The 21,336-nt window shown below is 33.6% G+C and carries 24 protein-coding genes and 1 tRNA gene; 17 read left to right on the forward strand and 8 right to left on the reverse strand.

Annotation, left to right across the window (positions count from 1 at the left end):
• The 3 genes from ACN0QX_RS12945 to ACN0QX_RS12955 form a co-directional block, all read right to left on the reverse strand.
• The coding region (locus ACN0QX_RS12945; RefSeq protein ID WP_417197524.1) for a rhodanese-like domain-containing protein at positions 1-330 on the reverse strand (330 nt) is incomplete at its 3' end.
• An 18-nt stretch (positions 331-348) separates the two neighbouring features.
• Positions 349-1,404 carry an arsenosugar biosynthesis radical SAM (seleno)protein ArsS gene (gene arsS, locus ACN0QX_RS12950; RefSeq protein WP_376857971.1) on the reverse strand — a complete coding sequence of 352 codons (1,056 nt, stop codon included), beginning with the start codon at positions 1,402-1,404 and terminating at the stop codon, positions 349-351.
• 98 nt (positions 1,405-1,502) lie between these two features.
• Complete coding sequence (locus ACN0QX_RS12955) at positions 1,503-1,838, reverse strand: arsenosugar biosynthesis-associated peroxidase-like protein (RefSeq protein WP_248395912.1); 336 nt, start codon at positions 1,836-1,838, stop codon at positions 1,503-1,505.
• A gap of 150 nt (positions 1,839-1,988) precedes the next feature.
• Between ACN0QX_RS12955 and ACN0QX_RS12960 the strand changes: the two genes are divergently transcribed.
• From ACN0QX_RS12960 to ACN0QX_RS12995, 8 genes are all read left to right on the forward strand, one after another.
• Complete coding sequence (locus tag ACN0QX_RS12960) at positions 1,989-2,621, forward strand: Crp/Fnr family transcriptional regulator (RefSeq protein WP_248395910.1); 633 nt, start codon at positions 1,989-1,991, stop codon at positions 2,619-2,621.
• Positions 2,622-2,697: 76 nt separating this feature from the next.
• Positions 2,698-3,504 carry a sulfite exporter TauE/SafE family protein gene (locus tag ACN0QX_RS12965; protein WP_417197527.1) on the forward strand — a complete coding sequence of 269 codons (807 nt, stop codon included), beginning with the start codon at positions 2,698-2,700 and terminating at the stop codon, positions 3,502-3,504.
• A 68-nt stretch (positions 3,505-3,572) separates the two neighbouring features.
• Positions 3,573-4,985 (forward strand): MBL fold metallo-hydrolase, encoded by a 1,413-nt coding sequence (locus ACN0QX_RS12970; RefSeq protein WP_248395907.1) that lies wholly within the window; start codon positions 3,573-3,575, stop codon positions 4,983-4,985.
• A gap of 116 nt (positions 4,986-5,101) precedes the next feature.
• Positions 5,102-5,458, forward strand: coding sequence for a rhodanese-like domain-containing protein (locus ACN0QX_RS12975; protein WP_248395906.1), 357 nt, complete (start codon positions 5,102-5,104; stop codon positions 5,456-5,458).
• A 1-nt stretch (position 5,459) separates the two neighbouring features.
• Entirely contained in the window at positions 5,460-5,738 is a 279-nt protein-coding gene (locus ACN0QX_RS12980) for a heavy-metal-associated domain-containing protein (protein WP_248395905.1), read from the forward strand.
• On the forward strand, positions 5,728-6,351 hold the full coding sequence (locus ACN0QX_RS12985; protein ID WP_417197530.1) for a Tll0287-like domain-containing protein: 624 nt from the start codon (positions 5,728-5,730) through the stop codon (positions 6,349-6,351). Before ACN0QX_RS12980 ends, ACN0QX_RS12985 begins: the two co-directional genes overlap by 11 nt.
• 9 nt (positions 6,352-6,360) lie before the next feature.
• Entirely contained in the window at positions 6,361-6,657 is a 297-nt protein-coding gene (trxA, locus tag ACN0QX_RS12990; protein ID WP_248395903.1) for a thioredoxin, read from the forward strand.
• 3 nt (positions 6,658-6,660) lie between these two features.
• Complete coding sequence (locus ACN0QX_RS12995; protein ID WP_417197532.1) at positions 6,661-7,242, forward strand: methyltransferase domain-containing protein; 582 nt, start codon at positions 6,661-6,663, stop codon at positions 7,240-7,242.
• On the opposite strand, the gene ACN0QX_RS13000 is transcribed toward ACN0QX_RS12995, so the two are convergent.
• Positions 7,243-8,127, reverse strand: coding sequence for a sterol desaturase family protein (locus tag ACN0QX_RS13000; protein ID WP_417197534.1), 885 nt, complete (start codon positions 8,125-8,127; stop codon positions 7,243-7,245).
• Between the two features lie 148 nt (positions 8,128-8,275).
• On the opposite strand from ACN0QX_RS13000, the gene ACN0QX_RS13005 reads away from it, so the two are divergent.
• Complete coding sequence (locus ACN0QX_RS13005) at positions 8,276-8,833, forward strand: YeeE/YedE family protein (protein WP_417197536.1); 558 nt, start codon at positions 8,276-8,278, stop codon at positions 8,831-8,833.
• Positions 8,834-8,836: 3 nt separating this feature from the next.
• Positions 8,837-9,250: a DUF6691 family protein gene (locus ACN0QX_RS13010; protein ID WP_066252407.1), complete on the forward strand. Its 414-nt coding sequence runs from the start codon at positions 8,837-8,839 to the stop codon at positions 9,248-9,250.
• A gap of 34 nt (positions 9,251-9,284) precedes the next feature.
• On the opposite strand, the gene ACN0QX_RS13015 is transcribed toward ACN0QX_RS13010, so the two are convergent.
• Positions 9,285-10,808, reverse strand: a complete 1,524-nt coding sequence (locus ACN0QX_RS13015) for a hypothetical protein (protein WP_417197538.1) — start codon at positions 10,806-10,808, stop codon at positions 9,285-9,287.
• A gap of 254 nt (positions 10,809-11,062) precedes the next feature.
• Positions 11,063-11,138, reverse strand: a tRNA-Phe gene (locus tag ACN0QX_RS13020).
• Positions 11,139-11,236: 98 nt separating this feature from the next.
• Between ACN0QX_RS13020 and ACN0QX_RS13025 the strand changes: the two genes are divergently transcribed.
• The 7 genes from ACN0QX_RS13025 to ACN0QX_RS13055 all read left to right on the forward strand — a co-directional run bounded on the left by ACN0QX_RS13025 (position 11,237) and on the right by ACN0QX_RS13055 (position 19,051).
• Entirely contained in the window at positions 11,237-11,968 is a 732-nt protein-coding gene (locus tag ACN0QX_RS13025) for a type III pantothenate kinase (protein WP_417197540.1), read from the forward strand.
• Positions 11,965-13,278: a hypothetical protein gene (locus ACN0QX_RS13030; protein WP_417197542.1), complete on the forward strand. Its 1,314-nt coding sequence runs from the start codon at positions 11,965-11,967 to the stop codon at positions 13,276-13,278. The genes ACN0QX_RS13025 and ACN0QX_RS13030 overlap by 4 nt, the downstream gene beginning before the upstream one ends.
• Before the next feature lie 19 nt (positions 13,279-13,297).
• Positions 13,298-14,680 (forward strand): tetratricopeptide repeat protein, encoded by a 1,383-nt coding sequence (locus ACN0QX_RS13035; protein ID WP_248395891.1) that lies wholly within the window; start codon positions 13,298-13,300, stop codon positions 14,678-14,680.
• The gene (lptC, locus tag ACN0QX_RS13040) at positions 14,680-15,237 is read left to right on the forward strand and encodes an LPS export ABC transporter periplasmic protein LptC (RefSeq protein WP_417197544.1); all 558 of its coding nucleotides are present in this window, start codon (positions 14,680-14,682) and stop codon (positions 15,235-15,237) included. The genes ACN0QX_RS13035 and lptC overlap by 1 nt, the downstream gene beginning before the upstream one ends.
• A gap of 97 nt (positions 15,238-15,334) precedes the next feature.
• The gene (locus tag ACN0QX_RS13045) at positions 15,335-15,526 is read left to right on the forward strand and encodes a hypothetical protein (RefSeq protein ID WP_248395889.1); all 192 of its coding nucleotides are present in this window, start codon (positions 15,335-15,337) and stop codon (positions 15,524-15,526) included.
• A gap of 3 nt (positions 15,527-15,529) precedes the next feature.
• Positions 15,530-16,828 carry a hemolysin family protein gene (locus tag ACN0QX_RS13050; RefSeq protein WP_248395886.1) on the forward strand — a complete coding sequence of 433 codons (1,299 nt, stop codon included), beginning with the start codon at positions 15,530-15,532 and terminating at the stop codon, positions 16,826-16,828.
• Between the two features lie 99 nt (positions 16,829-16,927).
• A complete protein-coding gene (locus ACN0QX_RS13055) occupies positions 16,928-19,051 on the forward strand; it encodes a peptidylprolyl isomerase (protein ID WP_417197547.1) in 2,124 nt (707 codons plus the stop codon).
• A gap of 192 nt (positions 19,052-19,243) precedes the next feature.
• On the opposite strand, the gene ACN0QX_RS13060 is transcribed toward ACN0QX_RS13055, so the two are convergent.
• Together ACN0QX_RS13060 and ACN0QX_RS13065 are read right to left on the reverse strand one after the other, a co-directional pair.
• Positions 19,244-20,146: a GYDIA family GHMP kinase gene (locus tag ACN0QX_RS13060; RefSeq protein WP_417197549.1), complete on the reverse strand. Its 903-nt coding sequence runs from the start codon at positions 20,144-20,146 to the stop codon at positions 19,244-19,246.
• A gap of 39 nt (positions 20,147-20,185) precedes the next feature.
• Positions 20,186-21,336, reverse strand: a 1,151-nt coding sequence (locus ACN0QX_RS13065) for a hydroxymethylglutaryl-CoA reductase, degradative (RefSeq protein WP_417197551.1), incomplete at its 5' end; no start/stop codon positions are given.

Consider the following 21,336-nt stretch of genomic DNA (forward strand, 5'->3'; position numbering starts at 1 on the left):
CTTTTTAGAAATTGCTTCAGAGCGAATTCCTAAAGAGCAATAAACAACTATCGTGTCTTTTTTATTCGGAATTTCGTTTAAAACAGTTTCAATTTTAAAATCTTTATATCCAACAAATATGGCGTTATTTAAATGACTTACTTGGTATTCATTGGGTTCACGTGCATCTAAAATTTTGTAATTGGTTTTTGGCATGGCCAACTCTTGAACTGAAATATAAGGAATGTTTTTCGTGTTATACCGCTTTAACAACTGGGACAAAGAATCTTGAGCCAAACTGGTTTGAACGGTTAAAAAAAACAATAATAAATAAGTGACTTTTTTTATCATAATGGGCTATTATCAATTCTAATCCACGACGCTACCTTGGCAGCTACTGCCTGCACCTGCTGTGCATCCGTAACAGTGTTGAGATATCATAATGTTTCTACCTTCTAGTAAATCCTCATTATATTCTGAAATATGTTTAACCGAACTATTAACCGGTAGATTTAACATTTGGTTAAAATCACAATCATATAAATAGCCATCCCAACTAATGGAAAGTGTATTGGTACACATTACATTTTTAACAGCCGAGGGATTATAAGCTTCCACTAAACTATACATATAATCCTCGTAATTTTCGGAGGCAATTAAATAATCTAAAAATCGCGCAATAGGTAAATTGGTAATGGCAAATAAATTATGAAACTGAATATCAAAATCTTCTAAAAGCGCCTTTTTAAAATCTTTTTCCATGGCTGCTTGGTTGCCTGGTAAAAAAGCTCCAGACGGATTATAGACTAAATCTAAACGTAAATTGCTGTCTGGCATGCCGTAACCAACCGCATTTAATTCTTGTAACGCTTTTATAGATTTTGCAAAAACACCATCCCCACGTTGTTTGTCCGTTTTACCTTTTGTCCAATGTGGCATAGAGCTTACTACATGTACATTATGCTTTTTAAAAAACTCTGGTAAATCATAATACTTTTTGTTGGCTCGGATAATGGTTAAATTGGATCGCACTATAAAATCGGTTACCCCAGCTTTAGCGGCTTCCTCAACAAACCAACGGAAATTTGGGTTCATTTCAGGGGCGCCTCCTGTTAAATCCAAGGTGTGTGCTCCCGTGTTTTTTATAACTTCTAGACATTGCAGCATGGTTTCCTTGGTCATGATTTCCTTTCTGTCTGGACCAGCATCCACGTGGCAATGCGTACAAACTTGGTTGCACATATAGCCCACATTAATTTGAAGGATTTCTAGTTTTTTAGCTTGTAAAGGAAACTGGTTGCTTTCAGCTATTTTATTTTTGAAAGTTGGTAATTCACCAGTTTTAAAAATACCATTGGCGAGTATTTCCAATTGGCGTTTGCTGTCTGCCAGGGCGTTTTCTTGTTGCTTTAAGGATTTAATCATGTTAAGGTTTAAAGTATTCTTATTAATTTAAAAAAGATCCCGATGTGTATCGGGATGAGCGCTTCACACAATTTTGAAATTCAAAATTGGTTCTCTGCTCACATATCTAATTTATTTACTTTGTTCATCATTTGCACGCCATGCACTAAAGATGCACCACCTCTTATGGCAGCAGCTACATGCAAAGCTTCCATCATTTCTTCTTTAGTTATCCCGCGTTGCAAGCCGTCTCCAGTATATGCGTCAATACAATACGGACATTGAACGGTATGTGCTACAGCCAGCGCAATGAGTGATTTTTCACGTTCAGAAAGTGCGCCTTCCTCAAAAACTTTTCCATAGTAATCAAAAAATTTAGCACCTAATTCTTCGTTCCATTCGGAAATTTTACCGAATTTTTTAAGGTCTGCTGGGTCGTAATATGTTTTCTGCATAATGTGTTGTGTATATAAATAGTTACGTAAAATTGAAATGTACGGTTTTATGTCGAAGAAATATATTAAAGATTACATAAAACAACGGCTTATTCTAGATTATTAAACACATTAAAAAAGGCTATATTGCGACTTGAAAAATTTCATTTTATGTTAGAAGAGTTAACTAATAATTATGGTCATTTTTTTGAAAAAGACTTGCTTGATGAAATAAATCAGGTTGGTTTTTTAAAGGAAGTTAAACAAGATGACGTACTTATTGAAATAGGATCGTATGTTAAATCCATGCCTTTACTAATCACAGGAGCTATAAAAATTTTAAGGCAAGATAATGATGGTGATGAGTTATTACTTTATTTTTTAGAAAAGGGAGATACTTGTGCTATGACTTTAACCTGTTGTTTAGGACGTACCAAAAGTGAAATTCGTGCCATTGCAGAAACAGATGCGAGATTGATTATGATTCCAATCGAGAAAATGGAAGAATGGTCCTCTAAATATAAAAGTTGGAGAAATTTTGTTTTTGAAAGTTATCATAGCCGATTAAATGAAATGTTAGATACTATTGATAGTATAGCTTTTTTGAAAATGGATGCACGATTGCTAAAATATCTCAACGAAAAAGCGCGTGTTTCAGAAGATTATACTATATATAGCACGCATCAGGACATAGCTTATGAATTGAATACCTCCCGTGTGGTTGTTTCCCGATTACTTAAAAAACTAGAAAATATGGGGAAGGTTCAGCTAAACCGAAATTATATAATCCTAAACAAAGAATAGCAAGCTATGTAGCCTGGGTTACAAACTCGGTTTAAATAAAAGGATATATTTGCGTTAGTAAATTGAAACCCATTCCATGGAAGTATTAGAAATTTTTGGCTATATAAGTGCTTTGCTAATTGGTGTTGTATTAGGACTAATTGGTGGTGGTGGATCCATTTTGGCAGTTCCAGCTTTGGCCTATTTATTTTTAGTTAATGAAAAAGTGGCTACAGCATATTCTTTATTTGTAGTAGGTGTTAGCGCTTTAGTTGGTGGTTTAAAACAGCATAAAAAAGGTTTAGTTGATTGGCGAACAGCTTTTGTTTTTGGTATTCCAGCAATTATTGGGATTTCAATAGTTAGGCATTTTGTTATTCCGGCACTTCCAGAAGTTATGTTTACAATAGGCAATTTCGAGTTTACGAGACGAATGGTTATGTTCGGAATGTTTTCTATTTTAATGATTCCTGCCGCTTTGTCCATGTTAAGAGATGTGAAATTAAAACCTAAAAACACGCAAGTGTCTTACAACTATCCTTTAATTATTATTGAAGGGCTTCTTATAGGTGCTATTACGGGTATGATTGGAGCAGGCGGCGGTTTTTTGATTATTCCGGCGCTAGTACTTTTGGCTAATGTGGACATAAAAGTGGCCGTAGCAACTTCTTTAATTATTATAGCCATGAATGCCTTGTCTGGATTTTTTCTAGGTGATGCTTTAACCATGACAATTGATTGGAAATTTCTATTATCATTTACAGCTATTTCATTGATTGGTATTTTTATAGGAAGTTATTTAGGTAACTTTATTGATGGTAAAAAACTTAAAAAAGGCTTTGGTTATTTTGTCTTTGCCATGGCTATTTTTATCTTCTACATGGAATTTTTTGTAAAGGCGTAATGTAACTTTAGTTACTGCCTATTTCAACAGTTATTCGTAAATTTGCAACATATTAAAAAGTTAGAAATATGAAAATTGAACAGATATATACAGGATGCTTAGCGCAAGGTGCTTACTATATAGAAAGCCAAGGTGAAGTGGCTATTATTGATCCACTTCGCGAAGTGAAACCGTATTTAGAGCGTGCTAAAAAGGATAACGCTAAAATCAAATATATTTTTGAAACTCATTTTCATGCTGATTTTGTAAGTGGTCACGTAACACTAGCTAAAGAAAGTGGTGCTAAAATTGTTTTTGGCCCAACCGCATCAACAGGATTTGATTCTGTTATTGCCACCGATGGCCAAGTGTTTCCATTAGGCGATATTACCATTACAGCTTTGCATACACCAGGGCATACCATGGAAAGTACCACCTATTTGCTAAAAGATAAGAACGGAAAAGATTATGCTATTTTTAGTGGAGACACCCTGTTTTTAGGTGATGTAGGTCGACCAGATTTAGCACAAAAAGCGGCAAGCATGACGCAGGAAGAGTTAGCAGGTATTTTATTTGAAAGCTTACGCACCAAAATAATGACTTTAGCTGACGATGTTATTGTTTATCCAGCTCATGGTGCAGGATCGGCATGTGGAAAAAATTTAAGCAAAGAAACCGTAGGTAGTATTGGCGACCAAAAGAAGACGAATTATGCCTTGCGTGCGGATATGACTAAAGAAGAGTTTATACAAGAAGTAACAGATGGTTTACAGCCACCACCACAATATTTCCCTTTAAATGTTCAGATGAATAAAGACGGATATGAAGATATTGATGTGGTTTTAAAACGGGGTACGCAAGCTTTATCGCCAGATGCGTTTGAAGCGGCAGCCAATGAAACTGAAGCTGTTATTTTGGATGTGCGTCATCAAGATGATTATGTAAAAGGTCATATTCCACGTTCTATTTTTATTGGAATTGATGGTGGGTTTGCCCCTTGGGTAGGAGCCTTAATTGCTGATGTAAAACAACCAATTCTATTAGTTGCGCCACAAGGCAGAGAAGAAGAAACTATTACACGTTTATCTCGTGTTGGTTTTGATTATACAGTGGGCTATTTAAAAGGAGGCTTTGAAGCTTGGAAAAATTCAGGAAAAGAAACAGATACTATTAAATCCATTCCTGCAACCGAATTTAAAGACATTTTAGAGAAAGATACTATTCCTGTTTTTGATGTTAGAAAAGAAGGCGAGTTTACATCGGCTCACATTAACGAAGCGCATTTAACACCATTAGATTTTTTGAATGATCATTTAAGCGAATTTCCAAAAAACGATACATTTTACGTGCATTGCGCTGGTGGTTACCGCAGTGTTATTGCCGCTTCTATTTTAAAGAGTCGAGGTATTCATAATTTAGTAGAAATTGCAGGTGGTTTTGCTGCAATTAAAGAAGCAGGGATTCCAGTAACAGATTTTGTTTGTCCAACTACGTTAAAGTAATTTATTAAAAATTCCGTATATTTAAAAGAGTGGTCCTAGCCACTCTTTTTTAGTAACAAATGTTACGTATAGGGTTAAATATTCCTTGTAATTTTATAAACGAATTAAGAATACATATGAAACAAATTATAATCTTTATGTCATTTATATCTATGCTGTTCGGTACAGCTCAAAACGCCGCACTCAAAGTGTTACCTGTTGATGAATACAAAACACAAATAGAAAAGGGAAAAGTTCAGTTAGTTGATGTTCGAACCCCAAACGAATATAATTCTGGTCACATTAAAAATGCGAAGAATATAGATTTTTTTGCAACTAGTTTTGAAAGTCAATTTGAAAAATTAAATAAAGAAAAACCACTTTATATATATTGCAGAAGTGGTGCGCGAAGTAGAAAAGCGGCGAGCAAATTATCTGCCATGGGATTCACGGAAATTTATGATTTAAAAGGTGGTTATTTAAACTGGAAATAAAATGAAAACAACACTCGAAATTCAAAATTTAAAATGTGGTGGATGTGCCCATACGGTATCAACTAAATTAGCAGATGTTGCAGGTGTTGAACACGTGTCAGTATCAGTAGAATCTAACGAAGTGAGCTTTGATTATGCATCTGAAGCAGATTTGGTGGCTGCCAAACAAAAACTGAAATCTTTAGGCTATCCAGAGATTGATGCGGCTAATTCAGTAGTAACTAAAGCCAAGTCATTTATAAGTTGTGCAACCGGAAAAATGGCAAATCATGAATCGTAAATATTATATGTTGATTTTTGCGTGCGCTGTAATTGTGAGTTGTAAAAATTCAGAAACATCAGAACTAAAGGAAGCAGAAATTGAATTTGAGGAAACTAATAAAGTTTCTAAAGAAGAAATAACTATAGAGCCTGAAAAATCTTACGCAGATATTGGGATGGAATATGCCATAAGCACGAAAGCCATTTTGGGAAAAAACTTAATAGGCACGATTCAACAAAAAGGTACGTTAGCAGCTGTAGAATTCTGTAATATGGCCGCTTACCCACTAACGGATAGTATGGCTGTAAAACACAATGCCAAAATTAAGCGTGTTTCTGATAAACCAAGAAACCCTAGAAATCAAGCTAATGAGCTAGAGCTTCAGCATATTGCAAAATTTAAAGAAGATTTTTTGTTAGGTGTAAATCCTGATCCTATTGTTGAAGAAACATCAAACGGCGTCAGATTTTACTATCCAATTGAAACCAATACCATGTGCTTACAATGTCATGGAAAATCGGTAGCGCCAGAAGTATACAAAAGTATAAAAGCTTTATACCCAAAAGATGAAGCCATAGGGTATATTGAAAATGAAGTACGTGGAATTTGGAGTATTTCGTTCGATAAATAAAATGTAGATATGAGTAAATTTTCAGAAATAATAAATAAAGACAAACCTGTTTTAGTCGATTTTTTTGCCGAATGGTGTGGACCATGTAAAACTATGAGTCCAATTTTAAAAGACGTAAAAGATAGCCTTGGTGAAGATGTCACCATTTTAAAAATAGACGTGGATAAAAACCAGCAATTAGCAGCCCAATTTAAAGTTCGTGGTGTACCAACGCTTATTCTCTATAAAAACGGAAAACAATTATGGCGACAATCTGGATTAGCTTCTAAACGCGATTTAGTATCTTTAATTCAATCACATTTGTAATTCATGGATTTATCTGAATCGTTTTGGGATTCCCGCTATCAGAACCAAGATACAGGTTGGGATTTAGGCGAGGTGTCCTTGCCAATTAAAACATATTTCGATCAGTTAAAAGATACATCGCTTAAAATTCTCATTCCAGGAGCAGGAAATTCCTATGAAGCTGAATACTTGTTTCTAAATGGGTTTAAAAATGTATGTATAGCCGATTTATCAAAAACAGCATTAGATAATTTTAAAAACCGTGTTCCTAGTTTTCCAAGTGAAAACTTACGGCACACCAATGTTTTTGATATGAATGAAACCTTCGATATAATTATTGAACAAACCTTTTTTTGTGCATTAAATCCAAACCTTCGCGAAGCGTACGCTAAAAAAATGCACAGTTTGTTAAACCCGAATGGAAAGTTAGTTGGTTTATTATTTGATAAACCGTTGTTTACGGAAAGACCACCATTTGGGGGTTCTAAAGCGGAATATATTACGTACTTTAAACCGTATTTTGAATTCGATATATTTGAGACTAGTTATAACTCTGTGGCAAGTCGTGAGGATAGCGAATTGTTTATTAAGTTTCTAAAAAAGTAATTAAACTTGTTTTTCCTTTTTAGAGAAACCATATTTCATCTGTCCTATAAACGTGTTTGGCATGGTGTCATCACCTTCATAGCCTAATTCAACGTTACCACTATCTTCAGGAATATAATTTGTTTTAAACATATAATCCCAAACACTTAAGCTAATTCCGTAATTCATACCAAATTGTTTGCCTTCGGGTAAATTATAAGCATGGTGGTATAAATGCATTACTGGATTATTCAAAATATACTTTAACGGACCATAGGTAATTTTAATATTTGAATGATTAAAATGACCAATAGAAATAGCAATAAAATGCACTATGTAAGCTTGTTCAGGTTCAAAGCCACCCAAAATCATTACACCAAAAACTTTTAATGGCTTGTATAAAATATTCTCCATCCAATGGTAGCGCAAATGTGCAGCAAAGCCCATTTCTTTTACGCTATGGTGCACTTGATGAAAACGCCAAAGCACTTCAAAACGATGTAGTAAAACATGTGTAAACCATTGAACAAAATCTAAAACGATAAAGAATACGAGTAACTGTAACCACATTGGCCAAAGACTTATGTCTATTAATGCTAAACTAGTCATGGAAATACCTAAATCTGCAAAAGCGACTTCTAAAAAACGATAAACACCACTAATAATAATAGCGAAAATAAAGAAGTTGAAAAACATATAAAACGCGTCTAACCAGAAATCTTTTCTAAAAATAGCCTGGTTTTTTCGCCATGGAAATAAAATTTCTAATCCCCAAACTAATAGCGAAATAACAATTAATCCCCAAAAATAATTAGTGTACCAAGGCACTTCGAAAATAATAGAATTCCAAGTCCAATTTAAAGTTCCTAGAATGGCATCCTTAAAAGCGTTAATATAATTCCACATAGCCGTTTATTGTTTAGCAAAGTTACTGAAGAAAATACAAATAGGTGCAAAGTTAGTTTTGTGAACTAACAAAGTCTGTAACGAATGTTACAAAGGATTTAATTTCCTGAATATTTATCTGTTTATTTGCAAAAAATAAACACAAAACATGGCATTTTTCCTTGAACCTTGGCCTTGGTATTTCTCTGGCTTTATGATTGCATTAGTAATGTTTCTCCTCATTATGGTAGATAAACGCTTCGGAATGTCCTCTAACCTGCGTACAATTTGTAGTATGGTAGGTGCTGGAAAGCGTACAGATTTTTTCGATTTCGATTGGAAATCCCAACGTTGGAATTTAGTTGTGGTTATTGGAGCTGTCATTGGCGGCTTTATTGCTTCGGAATATTTATCACCTAACGATGCCGTGGCTATCAGTAATCAAACCGTCGCAGACTTAAATGCTTTAGGGTTTGATAGTGCTGGAACCAGTTATATGCCAACGGAATTGTTTGGAAATGATGTTTTTACGGATGTCAAAGGATTGTTAGTTTTAATTATTGGTGGTTTTTTAGTCGGATTTGGAGCGCGTTATGCTGGCGGTTGTACTTCTGGTCACGCTATTTCTGGTTTGAGTAACTTACAATTACCTTCATTAATTACGGTTATAGGTTTCTTTTTAGGAGGCTTGATAATGGTTCATGTATTATTCCCTTTAATTTTTTAAATAATGAGAACAGGTATATATTTAGTAATAGGTGTGATTTTTGGAATCACCATGTTTAAATCGGAAGCGGCGTCATGGTTTCGTATTTTTGAAATGTTTCAATTCCAGTCTTTTCACATGTATGGCATTATAGGTGTGGCATTAAGTCTAGGTTTGTTGATGACGTTTGTTATAAAACGCTTCAAAATTAAATCGTTTTACGGTAAAACGCTTCAGTTTGAAGCAAAAGAAAGTGGCTTTAAGCGTTACCTAATTGGTGGAACACTTTTTGGATTAGGTTGGGCATTGGCGGGAGCTTGTCCTGGACCTATGTATGTTTTGGTAGGTGCAGGTTATTGGCCAATCTTGGTGGTTATTGCTTCGGCTATTTTAGGTACGTACGTATATGGCGTGCTTAAAGATAAGTTGCCGCATTAATTTGTAATGCTATTTGGTTAAGCAGAAGTGAGTTTTATAATTCATCTTTTGACCATTTGGCTCTTTTGTTTAATTCATTGTCATTTGGTGCGTAGGTTAGTCCTTTGCTGTAAATAGCATAAGCTGATTTGTGTTGCTCTTTATAATAATAATAGTTTCCCGCTTTAGTGTATACATCTGATATGAGTTTTTTACTAACTTCATTAATGATGTCATTATTGTCTAATAAATTTTCTAGCTTTTTAAGGTATTGATGAGCACCTTCAATGTCCTTATTAACAAAGCTATCTAATGAAATGTTTCCATATAAATGCGCTAATGCTAAATAATAACGATTGTTAGATTTTAAAAAAGGGTATTTGATAATGTTCTTTTTAAACTCGCTAAGGGTTTCTTTATTAAATGTAGATAAAGCAATTTTTCTAAAACAGACATACTCAATAATTCTTTGGGCTATTTTACTATTTGGATTCAAATTTATAATCTGGTCACTATATTTTAAAGCATCTTCCAGGTTTTCATCTGTACCTGCTTGCTTTGCTAAATATTCATATAAAAACTCTAATGCTGTATTTCTAACCTCTTCCACCTTGATGGTGTTGAATTTTTCTATAGAAGCCTCAATAAATTTATTTGTGTTATCATCATGATTAATTATTTTAAATAAGGACGATTCCAAATTTTTTAAGGAGTAGTCCTCTGGATAATTGGCAATTTCTATTAGTTCTAATAAATAATCGATATCCTCAAATGAATTAAATTCTAAATCATTTATTTTGTCAAACATGATTGTTTTTATAATAGGCTTAATAAGGGGTGAGGAGAAAAATATTTTAGACTTTCTTAAGTTATTTATGGCCTTGTTATAATCTTCGGTATCTAAATACGTTAAACCTCTATTGTAATATTGCATACCAATTAATGCGTTTTTATTAATATACTCACGGCCATAATACAGATCTTCATAAAATTTCATGTAGCCTTTTTCAAGAACCTCGTCTTTTGTTACGAGCTTGTAGCTAATGAGTTCATCAATTATTTTTATTACTTCAGACTCTTTAGGGACAATAAAGCCATATTCTCCAGGAACAGTAGTTTCAAGATAAATTTTATAAGTTTCTGGATAGGCAATTAAAAAAACATGCGTAGGTGTTTCCTTAACGTGATAAGGAATATTTAGTTCGTCAAAAACATAGGCGTATAGTGCAGATGCAGTTACGCAATTATAGGTTCCATCTTCAAATAAATCGTTGAAATATGAATTTAATGAATATTTATTAAAAAAAGTACTGTGAATTTCATCGTAGATAAATTTGATTCTTTTTTGCTCTTTTTTTGCTTTACTTTCCTTCTCGGGAAAAGTTTTAAGAAGGCTATTGACTCTATCTTGATATTTTAAAACCAAATTGTTGTTCGCTAAAGAATCAATGGCAAACATACTTTTAAAAAAATCGTAATTAATAGAATCCTTTTTATAAGATTCAAAAATTTCCTCCTCAAAACTAGAGTTAAAGGATTGGCTATAGGAAATTGTTGTGCTAATAACAGTGCAAAACATTAGTGTTTTAAAGAAATTTGATATCATGATTTTGGGCATAATCTAAATGAAACCAAGATAAAAATTAATTAATGATAAGGAGCATTCCAAAAGAAATAATATTTAAAAGGTTTTTTGGATAGGAAGTTTTGTAAAAACGCGTTTACTGATTATGCGTTAATAGATTAATGGAATTTTTGGGTAAGGCTAGTTTTTAATGTGTCGTATGGTATGCTAAAAACCAAAAAACCCAACCTTTTCAGATTGGGTTTTGGTGGTGGTGCCTCCAGGAATCGAACCAGGGACACAAGGATTTTCAGTCCTTTGCTCTACCAACTGAGCTAAGGCACCAGCGCTAAATGCGGTTGCAAATATAACTTGTTTTTATTATTCACCAAAAGAAAATTTATAAAAAATCGTTTTGTATTTTTACATCCTTAAATTATCCTATGAATTTAATAATAGATGTTGGCAATACATCCGTGAAAATAGCTGTATTTCAAGCGGATGAGCTTATTGAAAAAATAACGTGCTCATTAGAGGAGTTTGAAAATAATTTTGAAAACCTTCTAAAAAAATATCCTGAAATCAATAAGTCCATCGTGTCATCGGTTGGATTGTTGTCTAATTTGCAATTAGAAACTATTAAAAAACGACTGCATGTTTTAGTTTTAAACGCAGAAACACCGTTGCCATTTATAAATGATTATAAAACACCACAAACATTAGGGGTGGACAGGATGGCATTGGTTAGTGCTGCAGTTAAAAAATACCCATATCAAAATACATTAATAATGGATGCAGGTACCTGTATTACTTATGATTTTATTACGAATCAAAATCAGTACCTAGGAGGTGCCATTTCGCCAGGGATTAGATTGCGCTATACATCTTTAAATAATTTAACAGCCAATTTACCGTTATTAACTAAAGAGAAGCCGAAAATGATAATTGGTAATACCACAAATTCAGCCATTCATTCTGGTGTTGTTCATGGCGTTTTATTTGAAATTGATGGTGTGATTCAAACTTATAAAGAAAAATTTTCAGATTTAACAGTTATTTTAACAGGAGGAGACACTAATTTTTTGTCTAAACAATTAAAAAGTAGCATATTTGCCCATTCTAATTTCTTATTAGAAGGTTTAAACCACATTTTACAATATAATTCAAACGAATGATTAAAAAACTGGTATTAGTTTTTATTGCTGTATTTGCAATTAAAAGTTATGCGCAAGATGGTACAGCTTCACCTTATTCCTTTTATGGAATTGGGAGCTTGAAATTTAAAGGTACCGTTGAAAACAGGAGTATGGGGGGCATAAGCATCTATACAGATAGTATTCACCTTAACCTAAAAAACCCAGCAGCTTACGGAAGTAAAAATTTAGCTGTTTACGGTAACGAAAATAGACCTGTAATATTTTCGGTAGCAGGATCACATTCCCGATTAAAGCTTAAAAGTGATTCTGGTGAAGATAACTTAAAATCATCAACTTTCGATTACCTATCTATGAGTATTCCACTTGGTAGACTTGGTGTTGGTTTTGGTTTAATTCCATATACATCGGTTGGTTATAAATTAGAAACTAGAAATAACGATTTAAGTTTAAATGAACGTTTTCGAGGTGAAGGTGGTGTAAACAGAACATATCTATCCGCTGGTTACTACATTAATAAAAACTTTAGTGTTGGTGTAGATGTTAATTATAACTTCGGAAATATTAAAAATAGCACGATTGTTTTTGATTATGATCCAGATGATGGTACCATTCTACAATATCAATCGCAAGAAACAAACCGATCAGATTTAAGTGGTATTAGTCTTAACTTTGGACTGACCTATAAAGCTATGGTTACTGATGATCTAGAACTACAATCCGGTTTCACTTTTACACCAGAAACCAGATTAAAATCACGTAACGAACGGTCTTTTGGTACTATTCTCTTCAATCCCGCCACCAATATTGAATTCCCTGTTGATACTATAGATGCTGATTTAGCCGCACAAGGTTTAGAGGAAACGGAGTTTGTTTTACCTTCAAAAATATCTTTTGGAGCCGGTATTGGACAACCAAGAATTTGGTTTGTTGGTGCTGAATATACGTTCCAAAACACTAAAAATTTTAAAAATGAACTGTATGGATATACAGGAGTTGACTATTCAAACAGCTCAACTTTAGCACTAGGTGGATTTATTATTCCAAAGTATAATTCTTTTTCAAGTTACTTAAGTCGAGTGGTTTACAGGGCTGGATTGCGCTTTGAATCGTCTGGGCTGAACATTAATAACACCTCCATTGATGAGTTTGGCATGTCTTTTGGATTAGGATTACCTGTAGGAAACGATTTCTTCTCAAATGCTAACATTGGCTTTGAATACGGAAAGCGTGGAACAACAAATAATAATTTAATACAAGAGAACTATTTTAATGTTAGTTTAAGTTTATCCTTAAACGATAGATGGTTCCAAAAAAGAAGATATGATTAACACTTTTACCATGAATATTATGAAAACGAAAATCACATTATTAGCAGTAGTGCTATTTTTAGGATTTCAAGTTGCCCATGCGCAACAGAACGAGGAATGTATGACGAAACTATCCATATTTTCTGAGTATGCAAAAGCAAAAAATTATGATGCTGCTTATGAGCCTTGGATGTATGTCCGTACTAATTGTCCAAAATTGCACAAAGCCATTTATAGTCAAGGCGCTGACATTTTAGAACATAAAATTGATAAAGCTTCAGGCGCAGAAAAGGTAAACTTTATCAAAGATTTATCTAAACTATACGAAGAACGCCAAGCTAACTTTGCAAGTGATTCGCCAGTTGGTGAGTTTCAAACAAAATCTTGTCAGTTACAATATGATAACCGAGACGTTTTAGGTTTGTCAGATTTAGAACTATATAATTGTTTTGATGCCGCTTTTAATGCGGATAAAGAAAATTTTACAAACCCTAAATCATTATACACGTATTTTTCTTTAATGGTAGATTTATATGATGCGCAGTCTAAAACTGCTGCGGAATTATTTGATAAATATGATGATGTTGCTGAAAAAATTCAAACAGAAGTTGGTAATTATTCAGAGAAATTAAATGTTATCATTGAAAAAGAAGAAGCGGGAACAGCTTTAACTAGAAAAGAATCTAGTTACCAAAGATCTTACGAAAGTTATTTAAAAGCTTATGATCAAGTATCAAGTGCGGTGGATAAGAAATTAGGAGATCGTGCAAACTGTGAAAACTTAATTCCACTATACGAAAAAGGCTTTGAAGATAATAAAGCTAACGCACTGTGGTTACAACGTGCAGCAGGAAAAATGTCTGAAAAAGAATGTACAGACGATCCAATGTTCTTTAAATTAGTAAACGCATATCATGAAATAAGCCCTTCGGCTAATTCAGCTTACTATTTAGGGATCTTAAAAGATAAAGAAGGAAAAGTAAATGAAGCTTTAGCGTTTTATGAGCAAGCTGTAGGTTTAGAAACCGATAATTTCAAAAAAGCGAGACTTAATGAAAGAATTGGTGACAAACTTAAAAATAAAGGGCGTTATGGAAGTGCTCGTGAGTACTATATGAAATCTTTAAGGTTAAACCCTTCAAATGGTCGTCCTCACTTACGTATTGCATCTATGTATAATGCAAGTGCTAACGATTGTGGAGATAGTAACTTTAACAAGCGTGCTGTGTTTTGGTTAGCTGCTGACGAAGCTGAAAAAGCTGGTCGCGTAGATCCAACATTAAAAAGTGCAGCTGCACAAACAGCAACTAGTTATAGAGCTAAAGCCCCACAAAAATCAGAGATTTTCCAAGAGAATATGTCAGGAAAACAAATTAATGTAGGTTGCTGGATTGGTAGAACGATTACCGTACCAAAAATTTAATGACTGTTTTAATAAAACATATACATAAAACCATAGTCTTAGCCATTGCTTTGACTATGGTTTTTTCTTGTAAAAATAATTTTGAGGACGTTAAAAAAATTGGTATTTCGGAAAATGCACCCATTGGTATTGCCGAAAATATGAATTTAAAATATACAGATTCCGGTCGTGTAACGGCCCTTTTACGCAGTCCTAAAATGTTAGACTTTTCTAATAGAGATTTTCCATTTTCAGAATTCCCAGATGCGGTTGAATTGGATTTGTTTGACGAAAACAATCAGAAAAGTACCATTACAGCAGATTATGCCATTGTTTATGATAAAACGGGGCTGATTGATATGCAAGGGAACGTGGTACTGGCATCTCCGGATAATGATACCTTGTTTGCAGAACAGTTGTATTATGATCAGAATAGAGAATGGTTATTTACAAATCAACCTGTTAAATTTAAATCCAAAGGAAATATTTTGAAAGGGAATATATTCGATTCCAATGTGGAATTTACCGAAGGGCAACTTATCGAATCAAAAGAAGGTGTTATTACGGTCAACGAATAGCACATTATTAAATATATAACGGAAACCTCATGAATTTTAAACGCATGAGGTTTTTTTATTTACCTTTGTTTTTAATAAACAATTCAAACCTATCAAGATGAAAATCTTTAAATTTTTTCAGTACGCCTATTTAATTTTTGCTATTCTATTTATTTATGTAGCTGCGCAAAAATATATGGAAAATGAGTACATAGATTATGCATCCATTCTATTAGCCGCTGCCGCTATTTTTATGTTTTTCTTTAGAAAAAAATTCAATAAACGCTTTGAAGAAAGAGACCGCAAATAGCCTATGAATCCAGATGTCATTATTATAATTGCATCCTTAATCCTTTCTGCCTTCTTTTCAGGTATGGAAATTGCCTATGTGTCTTCTAATAAAATTCACATTGAAATTGAAAAAAAGCAAAGTGGATTACTGGCTAAAATATTATCTAAATTAACGGTAAAACCTTCCAAGTTTATTGCTACCATGCTTATTGGTAATAATATTGCTTTGGTAGTTTACGGGTTTTTTATGGGTGATTTGTTGGTGGCATGGTTTCAAGATATGCTAGCACTGTCTAATTCCAATTCCGCTATTTTAAATTACTTATTGGTAGATTTTAGTCTGCTAACCCAAACGGTTATTTCAACCCTTATTATATTAATTACAGCAGAATTTTTGCCGAAAGTATTTTTTCAAATTTATGCCAATTCCTTGCTTAAATTATTGGCAATACCAGCTTATATATTTTATGTGCTATTTTCATGGATAAGCGATTTTATTATTTGGATAACCGATTTTGTTCTTAAAAAATTCTTTAAAACTGAAGGTGATCAAGTGCAACTGGCATTTACCAAAATAGAACTCGGTCATTATATTAGTGAGCAAATGGAATCGGCAGAACCGCATGATGATGTGGATACCGAGATTCAAATATTTCAAAATGCTTTGGAGTTTTCGGAAGTAAAAGCACGCGAAGTCATGGTGCCTAGAACAGAGATTATTGCGGTTGATGTTACTGAATCACTGAAAACTATTAACGGGAAATTTACCGATACAGGAATTACAAAAATACTAGTTTATAAAGGGAACATTGATGAAATAATAGGATATGCCCATTCTTTTGAACTATTTAAAAAACCAAAAACACTTAAATCCATAATAAGGCCTGTTGAATTTGTGCCAGAAACCATGTTGATTAAAGATGTTTTAAGTGTTTTAATTAAAAAACGTAAGAGTATTGCTGTTGTTTTGGATGAATATGGTGGTACCTCTGGAATTATGACCGTTGAAGACATTGTTGAAGAACTCTTTGGAGAAATTGAAGACGAACACGATACCGTTGTATTAACAGAAGAGAAAATTGATGACGAAAACTATATTTTTTCGGCAAGATTTGAGGTGGATTACCTGAATGAAACTTATAAAATTAATCTCCCAGATAGTGAGAACTACGAGACTTTAGGAGGTTTAATTGTAGATTTTACCGAAGGTATTCCAGAGAAAGATGAAGTGGTTATAATGGAAGACTTTCAGTTTACTATTTTAGAAGTTTCTAACACAAAAATCGATTTAGTCAAACTTAAAATTCTTGAAGAAGACTAATTTCCCGACAATTAAAATAATTAATGCGAAATTCTCCTTTTATTATTAAATAGAAAATGGTATTTTCGCGCACTATATCGTAAAAAATTTAAATGACAGATGGCAGTTTTAAATAAAATTAGACAACGCTCACTATTCCTGATATTAATAATTGCATTAGCATTATTTTCATTCGTATTATCAGATTTATTCAGAAACAGTGATGCGCTTTCAGCAAAATCTCAAAACATTGTTGCTACCATAAATGGTAAAGATATTACACGTGAGGATTTTTTAATGAAAGTAGAAAGTGCAACTCAACAAATGGGTGGTCAAGCTACACAAACGCAAATAATGAACCGTGTTTGGGAACAGGAAGTTCGTAATGCTGTACTGGAAAACCAATTTGAAAAATTAGGAATAACTGTTGAAAGAGATCAAATGCGTGATATTTTACGTACTAATTTGGCCTCAAATCCAGATTTTCAAAATGAAGCTGGACTTTTTGATGATAATAAACTAACAGAATACATTGCTAATTTAAAAGCAACGTCTGCCGCAGCATATCAACAATGGATTGACTATGAAAATTCTATTTCTGTAAATGCATTGCAACAAAACTACTTTAACATGGTTAAAGCTGGTATGATTGGAACGCTTGCTGAAGGTAAATTACAACACAAATTAGAAGGAGATAATGCCGATATTAAATTTGTTCAAGTTCCTTTTTCTTCAATAGCAGATAGTACAATTACAGTTTCTAAAGCAGAAATTGAAACGTACATGAAAAATCACAGAAAACAATACGAAGTAGAAGAATCTAGAGATTTACAGTATGTTCAATTTAAAGAAGAAGCATCTGTAGAAGATATTCAGGAATTAGAAAATGAAATTTCCAAGTACAAAACAGATCGTGCTGAATTTGTAAATGGGAGAACAGATACAATTCAAGCATTCTCAAAAGTTAAAAACAATGAGAACTACATCAACTTTATTGCAAATTCTGAAGTGAAGTTTGATAATCGTTTTATTTTAAAGTCAGCTTTACCTGAAGCCGTTGCAGAAGATATTTTCAATTTAAACGTTGGTGATGTTTACGGGCCTTATAAAGATAATGGTTTAGTTAAATTAACTAAAATGATAGCCGTAACCCAATTGCCGGATTCGGTTAAAGCCAGACATATTTTAATTCCTTTTGTAGGATCTCGTTCGCAAACTGAAACAACTACACAAACAGAAGTTGAAGCTAAAAAAACAGCTGATAGTTTAATGGCGGTTATAAAAGCAGATAAGGATAAGTTTGTATCATTGTTAGATTTTTCTGCTGATACAGTAAGTAATGAAAAAGAAGGAGTTTTAGATTGGTTTACTTACAATGCTATGGTTCCTGAATTTAGAGATTTCACGTTTGAAAACGAAGAAGGTACAGTAGGTGTTGTAAAATCGGATTTCGGTTTTCATGTAATTGAAATTTTAGGTCAGAAAAACAAACAACGTGCTGTTAAAATTGGAACAATTGCTAGAAAAATTGAGCCATCAGAACAAACAGTTAATAATGTATTTAGAAATGCCTCTAACTTTGAAATTAGTTTAGAAAAAGGTGATTTTACAGATTTGGCTAAAGAAAAGGATTATGTTGTGCGTCCAGTAAATACGATTAAAGTATTGGATGAAACTATCCCAGGTTTAGGAAATCAACGCGCTATTACACGTTGGGCTTTTGAGGAAGCTACGGAAGTAGGAGATTACAAGCGTTTCAATGTGCCAGGTGGTTATGCAATTGTTCAGTTAGTAGCTAAAAACAAAGCTGGTTTAATGAAATCTGAAGACGCTTCAGTTACAGCCTTACCAGCAATTCGCAAGCAAAAGAAAGCAGAGCAAATTAGAAGTAGAGTTTCTGCAACAACATTAGAAGATTTAGCAAAAGCTGAAAACACATCAGTACGTTCGGCATTAGCAATTAATATGAAAACACCAACTATTTCAGGAGCAGGAAATGAGCCAAAAGTTGTTGGTTATGCTTTTGGAATGAAAGAGGGTGAAACGTCTAAATTAATTGAAGGTGAAAAAGGGATGTACATGGTTCGCGTTGAAAAACTAACGCCAGCTGCAGAATTAGATAATTACCAAGGACTTGCAAATCAAGTGCAAGTATCTAAAGTTAATTCAGTAAATTCTAAATTATACCCTGCGCTTAAGGAGGCTTCTGAAATTGAAGATAATAGAGCTAAAACGGTACAATAATTTAGCTGTATTTTTATAAAACGAAAAGGCTTTACACATTGTAAAGCCTTTTTTGTTTTTATATAGAATCTCGTTGTGATATATGGGAAGCATCATATTCATGTTACTCATCAAACTGCACAGGTTTCAATTACTTATAGTCCTTTAAAAAAATAAATTTGAATGTAAAACGCTTTGTGAATACTGATTTAATTATAAAATCAAATCTTGATACTTAATAATTGTCTGATAGCCTTTCGCCTTAAAATAGGGTTCTGGATTTTCAGTAGAAGACACCAAAATAAAATCGCCACCCCAAGCACCAAGGCTTTTTAATGCGCCAGGAAAGTCTGAAAACAAACGCGCTTTAACGGTTGGTTGTTGAATTAGTTTAGAAATAATTTCTTCATGAGTATTCAATAGTAGATTGAATTCTGAAATGGTTTCACAAACAATCATCTGATTGGTAATCGTATTTATTTCTAAAATAGCATTTGAATTGCTTTTAGCTGCTTGCCTGTAATTAGCTATACCATCCCGACTGTTTTGCTTTTGGTTTAAATACACAAAATACAAATGTTCCTTAAATGTTGGATTAAACTGAACGGGGTTTACGTCCCTGTTTTTATTCTGTAATTGATAGGTTATGGCTGTGTCATGCTGTGCACAAGCTATATCATAACCACTGCCTCCAAAGGTTTTATCCAATAGTTGATATGGATTTACTTGGGCCCAATTGGCTATATTATTCAGTAAGGTAGAAGAAGAGCCAAGTCCCCAATTTCTTGAGAATGTTAAATGGCTTTCAACAATATAACCTGAATTTAAAAATTTTGGATTTAAAGTTCTTGTTTCTTGAAGAATCTGAATTAATCGCTCTGAAATAGGATTATTTCGGTTGTTACCATTGATGCGATTTTCAGAAATAGTAAAGCTGTCTTCAAACCAAATCCTTCCTTTTTCATCTTTACTTTTCCATAGAATACTATGTGCTTCAATAGGTTTTACAAATAACGATTGCCCGTATTTAGTAGGTAAAGCAAGTGAAAGCGCACCATCTAAAACCACGTATTCGCCAGTTAATAATAATTTACCATTGCTATAAAAACGTGTCATGCTTTGTGTTTTATCTTTTTTGGGCAATTTCAATTTCGCTTATTTTCGTATATTCTCAATAGCTTCTACTACCGCGCTATGGGTTACCACATGGTTTTTAAAATGATGGATTATCTGTGTTTTCTCATCTGGAGTCGCATCAAACTGATTTAAGATATTCATTAAATGCATTTTCATATGTCCTTCCTGGATACCTGTTGTTGTTAAAGACCGCAGTGCGGCAAAATTCTGTGCTAATCCAGCCACAGCTACTATTTGCATGAGTTCTTGAGCGTTAGGTTTGTGTAATAATTCCATGGCAAATTTCACCAAAGGATGTAAACCTGTAAGTCCACCAACGGTTCCTAATGCTAAAGGGATTTCCATCCAAAAGGTAAATATGCCATTTTCAATTTTAGCATGTGTTAAACTTCGGTACTGCCCATCGCGCGATGCATACGCATGAACACCAGCTTCCACAGCACGAAAATCATTACCAGTTGCCAATACAACGGCATCAATACCATTCATAATACCTTTATTATGGGTTACCGCACGATACGGTTCAATTTCGGCAATCTTAACAGCTTGAATAAATTTTTGTGCAAAGGCTTCTGAATCAATATTTTTATCATCTGATAAATTGTAAACAGGACAAGATACTTCCGCACGCACTAAACAGTTTGGAACATAATTAGAGAGAATACTCATGACGATTTCAATTTGCTTTTCAGCGTCGTTAAAACCGGGATAGAGCAAAACTTCACGTTTAAAAGTTGTTGCAAATTGCTCCAAACAGGAATTTATGAAATTTGCTCCCATGGCATCCAAGGTTTCAAACGTAGCGTGAAGTTGGTAATAGCCAGATAAATGGGATGTTTTATTACGGAGTTCAATATCTAAAATACCACCACCACGTTTTTCCATGTTTTGAGTAATGGATTTGGCGTCTGCCAATAATTTAGATTTTACCTGTTCAAAAAATGATTGGAGTGTTTCCGGATTTCCAGGAAACATAAAATGTACCTGACCAATTTTAGTAGTTGATAAAACGGTTGCCTTAAAACCACCTCTCTCCAGCCAAAATTTAGCCGCTTTACTTGCTGCTGCAACTACTGAACTTTCCTCAATAGCCATAGGAATGGTGTGTAATTTTCCGTTAATAAGGAAGTTTGGTGCCACGCCTAATGGTAAATAATAATTGGTAATGG

The sequence above is a fragment of the Bizionia sp. genome (assembly GCF_048259285.1).
GTDB classification, from domain to species: Bacteria; Bacteroidota; Bacteroidia; order Flavobacteriales; family Flavobacteriaceae; genus Algorimicrobium; species Algorimicrobium hallyeonense.

Bases quoted from the DNA above. Each gene is read 5' to 3' on its own strand.
- arsS (WP_376857971.1), bottom strand. From the start codon at position 1,404: ATGATTAAATCCTTAAAGCAACAAGAAAACGCCCTGGCAGACAGCAAA.
- ACN0QX_RS12955 (WP_248395912.1), bottom strand. From the start codon at position 1,838: ATGCAGAAAACATATTACGACCCAGCAGACCTTAAAAAATTCGGTAAA.
- ACN0QX_RS12960 (WP_248395910.1), top strand. From the start codon at position 1,989: ATGTTAGAAGAGTTAACTAATAATTATGGTCATTTTTTTGAAAAAGAC.
- ACN0QX_RS12965 (WP_417197527.1), top strand. From the start codon at position 2,698: ATGGAAGTATTAGAAATTTTTGGCTATATAAGTGCTTTGCTAATTGGT.
- ACN0QX_RS12970 (WP_248395907.1), top strand. From the start codon at position 3,573: ATGAAAATTGAACAGATATATACAGGATGCTTAGCGCAAGGTGCTTAC.
- ACN0QX_RS12975 (WP_248395906.1), top strand. From the start codon at position 5,102: ATGAAACAAATTATAATCTTTATGTCATTTATATCTATGCTGTTCGGT.
- ACN0QX_RS12980 (WP_248395905.1), top strand. From the start codon at position 5,460: ATGAAAACAACACTCGAAATTCAAAATTTAAAATGTGGTGGATGTGCC.
- ACN0QX_RS12985 (WP_417197530.1), top strand. From the start codon at position 5,728: ATGAATCGTAAATATTATATGTTGATTTTTGCGTGCGCTGTAATTGTG.
- trxA (WP_248395903.1), top strand. From the start codon at position 6,361: ATGAGTAAATTTTCAGAAATAATAAATAAAGACAAACCTGTTTTAGTC.
- ACN0QX_RS12995 (WP_417197532.1), top strand. From the start codon at position 6,661: ATGGATTTATCTGAATCGTTTTGGGATTCCCGCTATCAGAACCAAGAT.
- ACN0QX_RS13000 (WP_417197534.1), bottom strand. From the start codon at position 8,127: ATGTGGAATTATATTAACGCTTTTAAGGATGCCATTCTAGGAACTTTA.
- ACN0QX_RS13005 (WP_417197536.1), top strand. From the start codon at position 8,276: ATGGCATTTTTCCTTGAACCTTGGCCTTGGTATTTCTCTGGCTTTATG.
- ACN0QX_RS13010 (WP_066252407.1), top strand. From the start codon at position 8,837: ATGAGAACAGGTATATATTTAGTAATAGGTGTGATTTTTGGAATCACC.
- ACN0QX_RS13015 (WP_417197538.1), bottom strand. From the start codon at position 10,808: ATGTTTTGCACTGTTATTAGCACAACAATTTCCTATAGCCAATCCTTT.
- ACN0QX_RS13025 (WP_417197540.1), top strand. From the start codon at position 11,237: ATGAATTTAATAATAGATGTTGGCAATACATCCGTGAAAATAGCTGTA.
- ACN0QX_RS13030 (WP_417197542.1), top strand. From the start codon at position 11,965: ATGATTAAAAAACTGGTATTAGTTTTTATTGCTGTATTTGCAATTAAA.
- ACN0QX_RS13035 (WP_248395891.1), top strand. From the start codon at position 13,298: ATGAAAACGAAAATCACATTATTAGCAGTAGTGCTATTTTTAGGATTT.
- lptC (WP_417197544.1), top strand. From the start codon at position 14,680: ATGACTGTTTTAATAAAACATATACATAAAACCATAGTCTTAGCCATT.
- ACN0QX_RS13045 (WP_248395889.1), top strand. From the start codon at position 15,335: ATGAAAATCTTTAAATTTTTTCAGTACGCCTATTTAATTTTTGCTATT.
- ACN0QX_RS13050 (WP_248395886.1), top strand. From the start codon at position 15,530: ATGAATCCAGATGTCATTATTATAATTGCATCCTTAATCCTTTCTGCC.
- ACN0QX_RS13055 (WP_417197547.1), top strand. From the start codon at position 16,928: ATGGCAGTTTTAAATAAAATTAGACAACGCTCACTATTCCTGATATTA.
- ACN0QX_RS13060 (WP_417197549.1), bottom strand. From the start codon at position 20,146: ATGACACGTTTTTATAGCAATGGTAAATTATTATTAACTGGCGAATAC.